The organism is Pseudomonas sp. 13B_3.2_Bac1, assembly GCF_025466205.1.
GTDB lineage: Bacteria > Pseudomonadota > Gammaproteobacteria > Pseudomonadales > Pseudomonadaceae > Aquipseudomonas > Aquipseudomonas fluorescens_H.
On the sequence record NZ_JANLOG010000043.1, the window covers coordinates 17515 to 31444 of the forward strand.

The window sequence follows — 13930 nt, forward strand, 5'->3', positions numbered from 1 at the left end:
GGAGTCCTCTTGAATACTTGTGGGGAGGGGACGGCGCGTCATTGCGCCATCCTTTGTTGCAAATCGGAGCGGCCGAATCAGTCGCGCATCGGCCCCGGGGCCAGCACTTCACGCGAACCGTTGGTGTTCATCGAAGTCACCACGCCGGCCATTTCCATGGCTTCGATCATGCGCGCAGCGCGGTTGTAACCGATCTTCAGCTTGCGCTGTACCGCGGAAATCGACGCCCGGCGGCTTTCCAGCACGAACTGCACGGCTTCGTCATACAGCGCGTCGGTCTCCGGATCATCACCGTCGCCGCCACCGCTGCTGCCTTCAAAACCGCTGCCCGCCTCTTCGACACCGTTGAGGATGTCATCGTTGTATTCCGGTGCGCCACGCAGTTTCCAGGCTTCCACCACGCGGTGTACTTCATCGTCGGAAACGAACGCGCCGTGAACCCGGATCGGCAGGCTGGTGCCCGGCGGCATGTAGAGCATGTCACCGTGACCGAGCAGTTGCTCGGCACCGCCCTGGTCGATGATGGTCCGCGAGTCGATCTTGCTCGACACCTGGAACGCCATCCGCGTCGGAATGTTGGCCTTGATCAGACCGGTGATCACGTCCACCGATGGCCGTTGGGTCGCGAGGATCAAGTGAATACCGGCGGCACGCGCCTTCTGCGCGATACGGGCGATCAGTTCTTCAACCTTCTTGCCGACGATCATCATCATGTCGGCGAATTCGTCGACGACCACGACGATGGTCGGCAGCTTCTGCAGCAGCGGCGCTTCGTCGTGGATGCTTTCGCGCTTGTACAGCGGATCGCTCAACGGCTCGCCGGCGTCCTGCGCTTCCTTGACCTTGGCGTTGAAGCCGGACAGGTTACGCACGCCCATCTTCGCCATCAGCTTGTAGCGGCGCTCCATCTCGGCAACGCTCCAGCGCAGGGCGTTGGCGGCGTCCTTCATGTCGGTGACCACTGGGCACAGCAGGTGCGGAATGCCTTCGTAGATCGACAGCTCGAGCATTTTCGGGTCGATCATGATCAGCTTGGCGTCTTCCGGGCCAGACTTGAACAGGATCGACAGGATCATCGCGTTCACACCCACCGACTTACCGGAACCGGTCGTACCGGCGACCAGCAGGTGCGGCATCTTCGCCAGGTCGGTGATGACCGGTTTGCCGCCAATGTCGTGGCCCAGAGCGAGGGTGACCGGCGATTTGAAGTTGTCGTACTCGGGGGTCGACAGCACTTCGGAGAAACGCACGATCTGCCGGTCTTCGTTGGGAATCTCGATACCGACCGTGGTCTTGCCCGGAATCACCTCGACCACCCGCACACTGGTCACGGCCAGCGAACGTGCAAGGTCTTTGGCCAGGTTGGCGATGCGGCTGACTTTGACGCCGGCGGCAGGCTGAATTTCGTAACGGGTAATCACCGGGCCCGGATGGATCGAGTCCACGGTGACCTCGACGCCGAACTCCTTGAGCTTGATCTCCAGCAAGTGGCCGACCGCTGCCAGGGATTCCGGCGAATAATTGAGTTGTTTCTTTTCCGCAGGATCGAGAATCGAGATCGGCGGCAAGGTGCCTTCGACGGCGCTGTCGACGAACAGAGGCGCCTGCTTCTCTTTCTGCACGCGCTTGCTTGGCTCGGGCGCCTTGACCGGAGCCGGGGCGATGACCGGCGGCACCTGTTTCTCGCGATCGGACATGTGCTTGCTCAGGGCCTGTTCGCGCTCGATCAGGCGCTCCTTGACCTTGGCCTGTTCACGCTTGTCGGTAACGGTCGGCGCCACCACGTCGTGGACGCGATCATCGACTTCACGCAGTTGCGCAACCAGTTGCTTACGCTCGGTACGCGCCGACCACCAGCGGTTGATCGCGCCCTGGAACAGTTCGAACAGGTCGAGGGTGATTTTGCCGGTGACGTCCATCACCTTGAACCACGACAGGTCAGTGAATACGGTCAGGCCGAACAGGAACAGCGCAATGAACAGCAGCGTGCTGCCCTGGATATTCAGCGCGTTACGCGCCAGATCACCGAGACTTTCCCCCAGCGCCCCGCCCGCACCCGCCGGCAGCCCGGTGGCCGCGTGGAAATGGATATGCGCCAGCGCGGCGCCCGACAGCACCAGGAACACCAGACCGATCAGACGCCAGGAGAACAGCCAGCCGCTCCACTGCCACGGCTCGTGACGTTGGCGGAAGATCTGATACGCCTTGACCGCCAGCAGCAACGGGAAGATGTACGCGAAGTAACCCAGCACCATGAACAGGATGTCGGCGCTGTAGGAACCGGCCGGGCCGCCGAAGTTCTGCACGTCGTCGATCTTGCTGTTGTGGCTCCAGCCCGGATCGTCCTTGCCGTAGGTCAGCAAGGCCATCATCAGGAACAGGCACAAGGCACCGATGGCGATCAATGCACCTTCCTTGAGCCGGTAGTGCAATTGCTGGCGCCAGAGCGGAACGACTGTTTTTGGTGCTGCGGTGGATTTCTTCAAAACGCTTCTTTTCCTGCGCCCGGGGCGCGTCCATCTATTGAATGACGATAAAAAACTGCCCAATCCAGGCAGGTAAAAAAGTGAACCGGCGCAACTGAGACTACTTTTAACACTGTGCCGCTGCTTTTATAAACACAGCTATAAACACTGCGCACGGCGAATATTCTGTAACAGTCCGGCATTGTACGGGTTTGTGCGGCTGATGCCATGCTTCAAAACCCTTAGCTGAGCATAGCCAATCCCACAAACCCTGCGGTTCAATTTGAGCATGCATTGTCTTTTGTGACAAAGGCTTATGAGGTGTATTTGATGAACGCAGCGAAGCATTCACGCCTGATCATTCTTGGCTCCGGCCCTGCCGGTTACAGCGCCGCCGTATACGCCGCCCGCGCCAACCTCAAACCGGTGGTGATTACCGGCCTGCAGGCCGGTGGCCAACTCACCACCACCGTCGAAGTCGACAACTGGCCCGGCGACGTCGAAGGCCTGACCGGCCCGGTACTGATGGAGCGCATGCAGAAACACGCCGAGCGCTTTGCCACAGAGATCGTTTACGACCACATCCACACCGCCAAGTTGCAGCAGCGCCCGTTCGAACTCATCGGCGACAGCGGCACCTACACCTGCGATGCACTGATCATTGCCACCGGCGCTTCGGCGCAGTATCTGGGACTACCCTCGGAAGAAGCCTTTGCCGGCAAAGGGGTGTCGGCCTGCGCGACCTGTGACGGCTTCTTCTACCGCAATCAGGTAGTCGCGGTGGTGGGCGGCGGCAACACCGCCGTCGAGGAAGCGCTGTACCTGTCGAACATCGCCAAAGAGGTGCACTTGATCCACCGTCGCGACAAATTGCGCTCGGAGAAAATCCTTCAGGACAAACTCTTCGAAAAAGCCGCCAACGGCAACGTTCGCCTGCACTGGAACCAGAATCTGGATGAAGTGCTGGGCGACGCCAGCGGCGTGACCGGTGCACGCCTGCGTGACAGCCACACAGGCGAAACCCGCGAGTTGCCGCTGGCCGGCGTGTTCATTGCCATCGGCCACAAACCCAACACCGACCTGTTCCAGGGCCAGTTGCCGATGCGCGACGGCTATCTGTTGGTCAGGGGCGGCAATGACGGTGACGCCACCGCCACCGAGATCCCCGGCGTCTTCGCTGCCGGCGACGTGGCCGACCACGTTTATCGCCAGGCCGTGACCTCGGCCGGTGCCGGTTGCATGGCGGCACTGGACGCGGAGAAGTATCTGGACGACATTCCTGTCATTTAACGGCACACTTTATCGCGGGCCTCATGCCCGCACCGCCCTCCCCTTCTGCAAGCCTGGACGCCATGCTGACTTGGTTACAACGCAATTCCCTGACTTTCCCACCTCTGGAAAAGGCCATGCGCGATCCCAATGGATTGCTGGCTGCCGGTGGCGACCTGTCCGCCGATCGCCTGGTGCAGGCTTACCGGCATGGCTGTTTTCCGTGGTTCTCCGAAGGCCAGCCGATTCTCTGGTGGTCTCCGGATCCGCGCACCGTTCTATTTCCCGACGAACTGCACGTCTCGCGCAGCCTTGCCAAACTGCTGCGCCAGCAACGCTATCAGGTGACCTTCGATCAGGATTTCGCAGCCGTCATTCGCGCCTGCGCTGCACCACGGGACTACGCCGACGGTACCTGGATCACCGAAGCCATGCAGGACGCCTACCTCGAACTGCACCGCCGCGGCTTCGCCCATTCGGTCGAAGTCTGGGATCAGGGCCAACTGGTCGGCGGCCTGTATGGCCTGGCGATGGGTCAGCTGTTTTTCGGCGAATCGATGTTCAGTCGCGCCGACAATGCCTCCAAATTTGGCTTTGCAACGCTGGTGCAGCACCTGAAAGAAGCCGGATTCGTCCTGATTGACTGCCAGATGCCGACCGATCATCTGCACAGCCTTGGCGCACGGGCGATCTCCCGTCGCGAATTCGCCGACTATCTGGCTCGCCACCTGGATCAACCCAGTCGTGCCACCTGGGTTTGCTGAGCGACTTTTGCGCGCGTGGCTTACACTTAATTCACCAGCTTATCCCGAGGGTTGATCATGACCGAGTTGGCGCGCTTGAAGTTCTATGCCACTCAACCTCATTCCTGCAGTTATCTGCCCGAGGAGCAGGCGACGACGCTGTTCCTCGACCCTAGTCAGCCCATGGATGTGCATGTCTACGCAGACCTGTCGGAGATGGGTTTTCGTCGCAGCGGCGATCATCTGTATCGACCTCATTGCCAGAATTGCAATGCGTGCGTGCCTGCGCGCATCCCGGTGTCGCAGTTCAGCCCCAACCGCCAGCAGAAACGCATTTTCAAACGCAATGCCGACCTGCAGGTGCGCCCGGTAAAACCGCACTTCAGCGAAGAATATTTCGATCTGTACCAGCGTTATATCGAGCAGCGACATGCCGATGGCGACATGTACCCGCCGAGCCGCGACCAGTTTTCAACCTTCCTGGTACGTGACCTGCCCTTTTCGCGCTTCTACGAATTTCGTCTCGACGGACGGTTACTCGCCGTCGCCGTCACCGACTTGCTGCCCAACGGCTTGTCGGCGGTCTATACGTTTTACGAGCCTGACGAAGAGCGCCGCAGCCTGGGGCGTTTCGCAATCCTGTGGCAAATCGCTGAAAGTCAGCGCCTGGGGCTGGAGGCGGTGTATCTCGGTTATTGGATCAAGAACTGCAAAAAGATGAACTACAAGACCCAATATCGCCCCATCGAATTGCTGATTAATCAGCGCTGGGTGATCCTGAACTAATCGCAAGCCGTAAACCCCTTGGCTTGAACCCCCTTTTTCGGGCACAATGCACGCCGCTTTTGCCTGGCGCAGTTGCACCGGGCCATTCATTGGACACCGAGGGCTTTACTGCATGTCGAAAGAAGACAGCTTCGAAATGGAAGGCACTGTCGTCGACACCCTGCCCAACACCATGTTTCGTGTGGAGTTGGAAAATGGGCACGTCGTAACCGCGCATATCTCCGGCAAGATGCGCAAGAACTACATTCGTATTCTTACCGGTGACAAAGTGCGCGTCGAGCTGACGCCCTATGACTTGAGCAAAGGGCGCATCACTTACCGCGCTCGCTAATCAAGTCAATACAAGACGCCCGGCTTTGCCGGGCGTTTTTGTTTGTCTGCGATTTGGGTTTGAGTTTGGGCCTGGGTTTTGGGTGTATATCCGTTGCTGCGGTAACGGCCTCCTATGGTTTCGCTCTTACAGCGAGTCACCTTTTCCAAACGCCGAAAAGGTAACCCAAAAGGCTTTGCCCCGGCGTACGGCACTTCGCTGAGGCTCAGTGTTCCCTCGCTACGGTGCCCATCAGGGGGCATCGCCTCCGGTTTGCTTCGCTGCACCTCCTCTCGATGGATGCGGCTTCGCCGCATGGCGCTGCGCGCCTAACCCCCGGATGGACACCTTCGCTCGGCCTGCCGAAGGGGCTGAAGATCAAAAGCCACATCAAAAGCCAGAGCCAGAGCCAGAGCCAAAGCCAAAGCCAAAGCCAAAGCAGATCAAAAGATCACAGCCTTCGGCAGTTCCTACATGGGACTGGGTACATTCATTAAGAAATTGGTCGACTGGCAGGCCGCTTTCGCGAGCAAGCCCGCTCCCACATTTGGATTAAGTGCATTCAGTTAGAGATCGGTCGGCTCGTAGGCCGCCATCGCCAGCAGGTACAGTTCAGATTGCATGCTGCCCCTGCGGCGAAGCCGCCCCACTCAACACAATGAGCGTTAGCTCGAGTACCGCTTTTGATCTGAGGGCCCGTCGGCAGGCTGAGTGGAGGGATTTATCCGGGGGTGGGAGCGCAGCGACCGTTTGGCGCAGCCAAACACAGCGAGAGGAGGTGCAGCGAAGCAAACCGTAGGCGCTGCCCCCCGGATGAATCCCGCAGCGAAGGAACCCGAGCCTAAGCGAGGGCCGAACGTCAGGGTAAAGCCTTTTTGGTTACTTTTTCGGCGTCTGGAAAAAGTGACCCGCCGTAAGGGCGGAACCCTAAGCAGCCATAACCGCAGCAACGGATATACACCCAAAAACATCAGCCAACAAAAAGGCGCCCGAAGGCGCCTTCCAAACCAACAACCAAGCCGTCAGGCCATCTCCGCCGTAGTCTCGAAGTCAAACGTCAACTCACCATCCTTGATGTCGATGTGCACCACACCGCCATGCTCGGCCAGCTCGCCAAACAGAATCTCCTCCGCCAACGGACGCTTGATCTTGTCCTGAATCAGACGCGCCATCGGACGCGCGCCCATGGCCGAGTCGTAGCCACCGGCCGCCAGCCAACTGCGCGCCGCATCGGTAACCTCCAGCAACACACGCTTGTCTTCCAGCTGCGCCTGCAGTTCGGTAAGGAACTTGTCCACCACACTTTTGATGACCTCATGACTGAGGCGACCAAACTGGATAATGGTGTCCAGACGGTTACGGAATTCCGGCGTGAAGCTCTTCTTGATCACTTCCATCGCATCAGACGAGTGGTCCTGATGGGTGAAACCGATCGAAGCACGCGCCGCGGTTTCGGCGCCGGCGTTGGTGGTCATGATGATGATCACATTGCGGAAGTCCGCCTTGCGCCCGTTGTTATCGGTGAGCGTACCGTGGTCCATCACCTGCAGCAGCAGGTTGAAGACTTCCGGATGCGCCTTCTCGATTTCATCGAGCAGCAATACGCAGTGCGGTTGCTTGGTGATCGCCTCGGTCAACAGACCTCCCTGATCGAACCCGACATAGCCTGGAGGCGCACCGATCAGACGCGATACGGTGTGGCGCTCCATGTACTCGGACATGTCGAAGCGCACCAGTTCGATACCCAACGCCTTGGCCAGTTGCCGCGCGGCCTCGGTTTTACCGACACCGGTAGGACCTGCGAACAGGAACGAGCCGACTGGTTTGTCAGGCGACTTGAGGCCGGCACGGGACAGTTTGATCGCGGTCGACAGCGAATCGATCGCCGCATCCTGACCAAACACCGTCAGCTTCAGGTCGCGCTCCAGATTACGCAGCAGTTCCTTGTCGGAGCTGGTGACGTGTTTCGGCGGAATCCGCGCGATTTTCGCCACAATGTCTTCAACCTGCGGCACTTCGATACGTTTGACGCGCATCTCGACCGGTTGCAGGCGCTGATAGGCACCCGCCTCGTCGATCACGTCGATGGCCTTGTCCGGCATATGCCGGTCATTGATGTAGCGCGATGCCAGTTCAGCAGCGGCGCGCAACGACTCATCGCTGTATTCGATGTTGTGGTGCTGTTCGAAGCGCCCTTTCAGGCCGCGCAGGATACCGATGGTGTCTTCCACCGACGGTTCGACGACATCAACCTTCTGGAAGCGTCGAGCCAAGGCCCGATCCTTCTCGAAGATGCCGCGAAATTCCTGGAACGTGGTCGAGCCGATGCAGCGAATGTCGCCAGACGACAGCAGCGGCTTGAGCAGGTTCGAGGCATCCATCACGCCACCGGACGCAGCACCCGCACCGATGATGGTGTGAATTTCGTCGATGAACAGGATCGCCTGCGGACGTTTTTTCAGCTCATTGAGCAGCGCCTTGAAGCGCTTCTCGAAATCACCGCGATACTTGGTGCCTGCCAGCAGGGCACCGAGATCGAGCGAATAAACGACGCTGTTGGCCAGCAGATCCGGCACCTGGTTGTCGACAATGCGCTTGGCCAGGCCTTCGGCAATCGCGGTTTTACCCACGCCTGCCTCGCCGACCAGCAGCGGATTGTTCTTGCGCCGACGCGCCAGAATCTGCGCGACACGCTCGACTTCCATCTCGCGGCCGACCAGCGGATCAATCCGACCCTGGCGCGCGAGTTCGTTGAGATTGCTGGCATAAGCATCCAGCGGATTGCCTGAAGAAGAAGACTCACCGCCCTCGTCGTCCTGCATATCTTGTTCACCTTCAGAGTGATCGCCATGCCCCGGCACTTTGGAAATGCCGTGGGCGATGTAATTGACGACATCAATGCGCGCAACGCTCTGCTGTTTCAGCAGGAATACGGCCTGACTCTCTTGCTCACTGAAGATGGCAACCAGCACGTTGGCGCCGGTTACTTCGCGTTTGCCCGAGCTCTGTACATGAAAGACAGCACGTTGCAGTACACGCTGGAAGCCCAGGGTTGGCTGGGTCTCGCGATCTTCGTCATGGACGGGGATCAGTGGCGTGGTGGAGTCGATGAACTCCTGCAGGTCGTGCTTGAGTTTGTCGAGGTTTGCGCCGCAGGCACGCAATACGGTGGCGGCAGCCTCATTGTCCAATAGGGCCAGCAGCAGGTGTTCGACGGTCATGAATTCATGACGCTTCGAACGAGCCTCCTTGAAGGCAAGATTGAGGGTGACTTCGAGCTCGCGGTTTAACATAGCTTCACCTCATACCCAAGTGGTCGGCGATTAACCGTCCTTCTCGATTTCACAGAGTAGCGGATGCTGGCTTTCCCTGGCGTACTGGTTGACCTGCATGGCCTTTGTCTCGGCGATGTCGCGGGTAAACACTCCACATACTGCCCGTCCTTCTGTGTGAACGGCCAGCATGACCTTGGTCGCCAGCTCGCGATTCAGGTTAAAAAACACCTCGAGCACTTCGACGACGAAATCCATCGGTGTGTAGTCATCATTGAACAAAACCACCTTGTACATCGGCGGCGCCTGTAACGCAGGCTTTGCTTCCTGAACAGCAACGCCTGCCGAATCGTCGTCGTGCTCCTCTGGATGATCCTTTTGGAGAAGCGGGCGATCCTGATTGAATGTTAGTCGAATCTGGCTGATTGCATGCATGGAAAGAAAGGTTCGTCAGTTGTGCAAATACAGTGGTGGGGGCGGCTGTACACCTTTTCAACTCCGACTGCCCGGTCACCTTGACTATCGGGAAAACGGTGTTACAACCAATAGAGCCCACAGTGGGTAAAAAAGATCCGCGGAGTCAATCCTTTTAACGGATTAGATTGCGGATGTCCTGGATGATACTCCAGCGATGGAGTCTGTTGCAGAGGGATTTGAGCATGGCTGTCGGCAAGGTCAAGTGGTTCAACAATGCCAAGGGATTCGGCTTCATCAATACCGATGCCCGTGAAGGACGTGACGAGGATGGCAAAGACATTGATTTCTTTGCGCACTACTCCGCCATTGAGATGGACGGGTATAAAACCCTCAAGGCCGGGCAGGTCGTGAGTTTCGACATCGTCCAGGGACCCAAAGGCCTGCATGCGGTAAAGATCGCGGCGGCGCAGGTGTCAAACGAAGCGGCTACGCATGCCCCTCATACAGAAAAGGTGTCGGGCTGACATAACCGTCACCCGGTCATGAAAAAACCGCCCGAAGGCGGTTTTTTTGTACCTGCACGGCTTACATGTGCTTGATGATCGCCTCACCGAAGCCCGAAGACGACACCAGCGTGGCACCTTCCATCAGACGCTCGAAGTCATAGGTCACGGTCTTGGCCTTGATGGCGCCGTTAGTGCCCTTGATGATGAGATCCGCCGCTTCGGTCCAGCCCAGATGACGCAACATCATCTCGGCCGACAGAATCACCGAACCCGGGTTGACCTGGTCCTTGCCGGCGTACTTCGGCGCGGTACCGTGGGTCGCCTCGAACATGGCCACGGTGTCGGACAGGTTGGCACCCGGCGCGATACCGATACCGCCCACTTCCGCCGCCAGGGCGTCGGAGAGGTAGTCGCCGTTGAGGTTCAGCGTGGCAATCACATCGTATTCGGCCGGACGCAACAGGATCTGCTGAAGCATGGCGTCGGCGATGGCATCCTTGACGATGACTTCACGGCCGGTTTTCGGGTTCTTGAACTTCATCCATGGGCCGCCATCGAGCAGCTCGGCGCCGAATTCTTCCTTCGCCACCTCGTAACCCCAGTCCTTGAAGGCACCTTCGGTGAATTTCATGATGTTGCCCTTGTGCACAATGGTCAGCGACTTGCGGTCGTTGTCCACCACGTATTGCAGGGCCTTGCGCACCAGACGCTTGGTGCCTTCCTTGGAAACAGGCTTGATGCCGATGCCGCAATCCTGGTCGAAACGGATCTTGGTGACACCCATTTCTTCTTTCAGGAACTTGATGACCTTAGTGGCCTCAGGGGAGCCAGCCTTCCATTCGATACCGGCATAAATGTCTTCGGAGTTCTCGCGGAAAATCACCATATCGACGTCGCCAGGCTTTTTCACCGGGCTCGGCACACCTTCGAACCACACCACGGGGCGCAGGCATACATACAGATCGAGTTGCTGGCGCAGGGCAACGTTGAGGGAGCGGATGCCACCACCGACCGGGGTGGTCAGCGGGCCCTTGATGGAGACCACGTAATCCTTGACGGCGTCCAGGGTTTCCTGGGGCAGCCAGGTGTCCTGGTCATAGACCTGGGTCGCTTTTTCGCCAGCATAAACCTCCATCCAGGAAATCTTGCGCTTGCCCCCGTAGGCCTTGGCCACGGCAGCATCAACCACTTTGATCATCACCGGGCTGACGTCGACGCCAATGCCGTCACCTTCGATGAAGGGGATGATCGGGTTATCAGGAACATTGAGAGAATGGTCTGCATTGACGGTGATTTTGTCGCCGACGGCTGGAACCTGAATCTTCTTGTAACCCATGCTGAACTCCATTGTTTGGATTGAACATCTGGCTTGGTTCGAGCGTAACCCAGTTAAATCAACACGCAAACCCTCTGTTCACGGCGCGGCTACATCTGGTTTCGTACAAGCCTGAAAGCAAAGGGAAAAGCGCCAAACTCAAGCATTCGCAGCGACTCTACGCCCCACCCGCCCCTGCGACCTTTAGACCAATGGACGAGAATCGTTGCATATGAACCATCGGCAGATTGCCAGCTACCTATGTATAATGCCGCCCGCTGACCAAAGGGTCACGACGGCTGGCCTCTCTAGCACGAGACTTTCCGCCTGATTGGTCGGGTTGTTACCGCAGTCCGACTGCTTGACGCTCTACTGATGCACCCAACATCACCGCGAAGAATCTCGACATTCGGTTCATGGATGACTTTGAACGAACGCGCTTACCCGGCGCCCCTCGAGTTTCTGCGCACGCTTTAGCAAAGAAGAGAGAGTTAATCCGAATATGCCCACCCGCTCGAAGATCATCTATACCTTCACCGACGAAGCCCCAGCCCTCGCCACCTATTCCCTGCTGCCGATCATCGAGGCTTACACCGCCTCGGCCGATATCGCCGTGGAAACCCGCGATATCTCTCTTGCAGCGCGCATCCTGGCCAGCTTCCCCGAGCAACTGGGCGACAAAGCCGTAGCCGACCACCTCGCCGAACTGGGCGACCTGGCCGTTACGCCTGAAGCCAACATCATCAAGCTGCCGAACATCAGTGCTTCGGTGCCTCAGCTGCAAGCAGCAATCAAAGAGCTGCAAGCCCAGGGTTACAACCTGCCGGACTACCCGGAAACCGTGACCAACGACGCCGAAAAAGAAGCCAAGGCGCGTTACGACAAGGTCAAGGGCAGCGCCGTGAACCCGGTTCTGCGTGAAGGCAACTCCGACCGCCGCGCCCCGCTGTCGGTAAAAAACTACGCGCGCAAGCACCCGCACAAAATGGGCGCCTGGGCCAAAGACTCCAAGTCCCACGTAGCTCACATGAGCACCGGCGATTTCTACGGCAGCGAAAAAGCTGCCCTGATCGACGCCGCTGACACTGTGAAAATCGAGCTGATTGCCAAAGACGGCACCGCGACCGTTCTGAAAGAAAAAACCAGCGTTCAGGCTGGCGAGATCCTCGACTGCGCCGTGATGAGCAAAAACGCCCTGCGCGCGTTCATCGCCGCTGAAATCGAAAGCGCCAAGGCCCAGGGCGTGCTGCTCTCGGTTCACCTGAAAGCGACCATGATGAAGGTCTCCGACCCGATCATGTTCGGCCAAATCGTTGCCGAGTTCTATAAAGACGCTCTGACCAAGCACGCTGACGTGCTGGCCCAGATCGGCTTCAACCTGAACAACGGCATCGGCGACCTGTACGCGCGCATCAAGGCCCTGCCGGCCGAGCAGCAAGCGCAGATCGAAGCGGACATCGCAGCGGTCTACGCCGCGCGTCCGTCGCTGGCGATGGTCAACTCCGACAAGGGCATCACCAACCTGCACGTGCCGAGCGACGTCATCGTCGACGCCTCGATGCCGGCGATGATCCGTGACTCCGGCAAAATGTGGGGCACCGACGGCCAACTGCACGACACCAAGGCGGTGATCCCGGATCGTTGCTACGCAACCATCTACCAGGCCGTGATCGAAGATTGCAAAGCCAACGGCGCGTTCGATCCAACCACCATGGGCAGCGTGCCGAACGTTGGCCTGATGGCGAAGAAAGCCGAAGAGTACGGCTCGCACGACAAGACCTTCCAGATCAAGGCTGACGGCGTGGTTCGCGTCACCGACAGCAAGGGCAACCTGCTGATGGAACAGACTGTTGAAGCCGGCGACATCTTCCGCATGTGCCAGACCAAAGACGCGCCGATCCAGGACTGGGTCAAACTGGCCGTCAACCGTGCTCGCGCCAGCAGCACGCCGGCGATCTTCTGGCTGGACCCGATGCGCGCCCACGACGGCGTAGTGATCGAGAAGGTTCAGGCTTACCTGAAGGATCACGACACCAGCGGTCTGGACATCCAGATCATGGCGCCGGTCGATGCCATGAAGTACACCCTGCAGCGCACCCGCGAAGGCAAGGACACCATCTCGGTGACCGGCAACGTACTGCGCGACTACCTGACTGACCTGTTCCCGATCATGGAACTGGGCACCAGCGCCAAGATGCTGTCGATCGTGCCGCTGATGAACGGCGGTGGCCTGTTCGAAACCGGCGCCGGCGGTTCGGCGCCGAAGCACGTGCAGCAACTGGTTGAAGAGAACTTCCTGCGCTGGGATTCGCTGGGTGAATTCCTGGCGCTGGCAGCGTCCCTCGAGCATTTGGGTGTGAACTACAACAACCCGAAAGCGCTGGTTCTGTCGAAAACCCTGGATCAGGCCACCGGTCAGTTCCTCGACAACAACAAGTCGCCATCGCGCAAAGTCGGCAACATCGACAACCGCGGCAGCCACTTCTATCTGGCGATGTACTGGGCTCAGGCCCTGGCCGCCCAGACCGAAGACGCTGCACTGCAAGCGCAGTTCGCGACCCTGGCCAAAACCCTGACCGAGAACGAGGCGACCATCGTTGCCGAGCTCAACGCCGTGCAGGGCAAGCCAGTGGACATCGGCGGTTACTACCACGCCGATGCCGAGCTGATCAGCAAGGCCATGCGCCCAAGCGCAACCTTCAACTCGGCGATTGCTGCGCTGGTTTAAGGTTGTAATGCTGTAAAGAAGCCCCGGCCCAGTGCCGGGGTTTCTATTTCCGAACACAACACAAAACCCCTGTGGGAGCGGGGGGGGGGGGGGGGGGGGGGGGGGGGGGTTTTTTTTTT

10 protein-coding genes are annotated in these 13930 nt (G+C 58.8%); 6 read left to right on the top strand and 4 right to left on the bottom strand.

The window, feature by feature from the left end; translation table 11 throughout:
* Nucleotides 1-77 precede the first annotated feature (77 nt).
* Nucleotides 78-2486, bottom strand: a complete 2409-nt coding sequence (locus NTD85_RS06475; RefSeq protein ID WP_103486101.1) for a DNA translocase FtsK — start codon at nucleotides 2484-2486, stop codon at nucleotides 78-80.
* 309 nt (nucleotides 2487-2795) lie between these two features.
* Here NTD85_RS06475 and trxB point away from each other — a divergent pair, with 309 nt between their 5' ends.
* From trxB to infA, 4 genes are all read left to right on the top strand, one after another.
* A complete protein-coding gene (gene trxB / locus NTD85_RS06480) occupies nucleotides 2796-3755 on the top strand; it encodes a thioredoxin-disulfide reductase (RefSeq protein ID WP_003223843.1) in 960 nt (319 codons plus the stop codon).
* Nucleotides 3756-3817: 62 nt separating this feature from the next.
* Nucleotides 3818-4498 (top strand): leucyl/phenylalanyl-tRNA--protein transferase, encoded by a 681-nt coding sequence (aat, locus tag NTD85_RS06485; RefSeq protein ID WP_262141735.1) that lies wholly within the window; start codon nucleotides 3818-3820, stop codon nucleotides 4496-4498.
* A 57-nt stretch (nucleotides 4499-4555) separates the two neighbouring features.
* Nucleotides 4556-5263: an arginyltransferase gene (locus NTD85_RS06490; protein WP_003223840.1), complete on the top strand. Its 708-nt coding sequence runs from the start codon at nucleotides 4556-4558 to the stop codon at nucleotides 5261-5263.
* Nucleotides 5264-5375: 112 nt separating this feature from the next.
* The gene (gene infA / locus NTD85_RS06495; protein ID WP_002553999.1) at nucleotides 5376-5594 is read left to right on the top strand and encodes a translation initiation factor IF-1; all 219 of its coding nucleotides are present in this window, start codon (nucleotides 5376-5378) and stop codon (nucleotides 5592-5594) included.
* A 1001-nt stretch (nucleotides 5595-6595) separates the two neighbouring features.
* Here the strand turns inward: infA and clpA are convergent.
* Nucleotides 6596-8866, bottom strand: a complete 2271-nt coding sequence (gene clpA / locus NTD85_RS06500) for an ATP-dependent Clp protease ATP-binding subunit ClpA (RefSeq protein ID WP_262141737.1) — start codon at nucleotides 8864-8866, stop codon at nucleotides 6596-6598.
* 30 nt (nucleotides 8867-8896) lie between these two features.
* Complete coding sequence (gene clpS, locus NTD85_RS06505) at nucleotides 8897-9280, bottom strand: ATP-dependent Clp protease adapter ClpS (RefSeq protein WP_027614670.1); 384 nt, start codon at nucleotides 9278-9280, stop codon at nucleotides 8897-8899.
* 224 nt (nucleotides 9281-9504) lie between these two features.
* Here clpS and NTD85_RS06510 point away from each other — a divergent pair, with 224 nt between their 5' ends.
* A complete protein-coding gene (locus tag NTD85_RS06510; protein ID WP_103486074.1) occupies nucleotides 9505-9786 on the top strand; it encodes a cold shock domain-containing protein in 282 nt (93 codons plus the stop codon).
* A 61-nt stretch (nucleotides 9787-9847) separates the two neighbouring features.
* Here NTD85_RS06510 and icd read toward each other — a convergent pair whose 3' ends face one another.
* Nucleotides 9848-11104, bottom strand: a complete 1257-nt coding sequence (gene icd, locus NTD85_RS06515; RefSeq protein WP_003223831.1) for an NADP-dependent isocitrate dehydrogenase — start codon at nucleotides 11102-11104, stop codon at nucleotides 9848-9850.
* 481 nt (nucleotides 11105-11585) lie between these two features.
* Here icd and NTD85_RS06520 point away from each other — a divergent pair, with 481 nt between their 5' ends.
* On the top strand, nucleotides 11586-13811 hold the full coding sequence (locus tag NTD85_RS06520) for an NADP-dependent isocitrate dehydrogenase (protein ID WP_262141738.1): 2226 nt from the start codon (nucleotides 11586-11588) through the stop codon (nucleotides 13809-13811).
* The last annotated feature ends 119 nt before the right edge of the window (nucleotides 13812-13930 follow it).

Excerpts from the sequence above, each read along its gene's own strand:
- trxB (WP_003223843.1), top strand. The coding sequence starts at position 2,796 with ATGAACGCAGCGAAGCATTCACGCCTGATCATTCTTGGCTCCGGCCCT.
- aat (WP_262141735.1), top strand. The coding sequence starts at position 3,818 with ATGCTGACTTGGTTACAACGCAATTCCCTGACTTTCCCACCTCTGGAA.
- clpA (WP_262141737.1), bottom strand. The coding sequence starts at position 8,866 with ATGTTAAACCGCGAGCTCGAAGTCACCCTCAATCTTGCCTTCAAGGAG.
- infA (WP_002553999.1), top strand. The coding sequence starts at position 5,376 with ATGTCGAAAGAAGACAGCTTCGAAATGGAAGGCACTGTCGTCGACACC.
- icd (WP_003223831.1), bottom strand. The coding sequence starts at position 11,104 with ATGGGTTACAAGAAGATTCAGGTTCCAGCCGTCGGCGACAAAATCACC.
- NTD85_RS06520 (WP_262141738.1), top strand. The coding sequence starts at position 11,586 with ATGCCCACCCGCTCGAAGATCATCTATACCTTCACCGACGAAGCCCCA.
- NTD85_RS06490 (WP_003223840.1), top strand. The coding sequence starts at position 4,556 with ATGACCGAGTTGGCGCGCTTGAAGTTCTATGCCACTCAACCTCATTCC.
- NTD85_RS06510 (WP_103486074.1), top strand. The coding sequence starts at position 9,505 with ATGGCTGTCGGCAAGGTCAAGTGGTTCAACAATGCCAAGGGATTCGGC.
- clpS (WP_027614670.1), bottom strand. The coding sequence starts at position 9,280 with ATGCATGCAATCAGCCAGATTCGACTAACATTCAATCAGGATCGCCCG.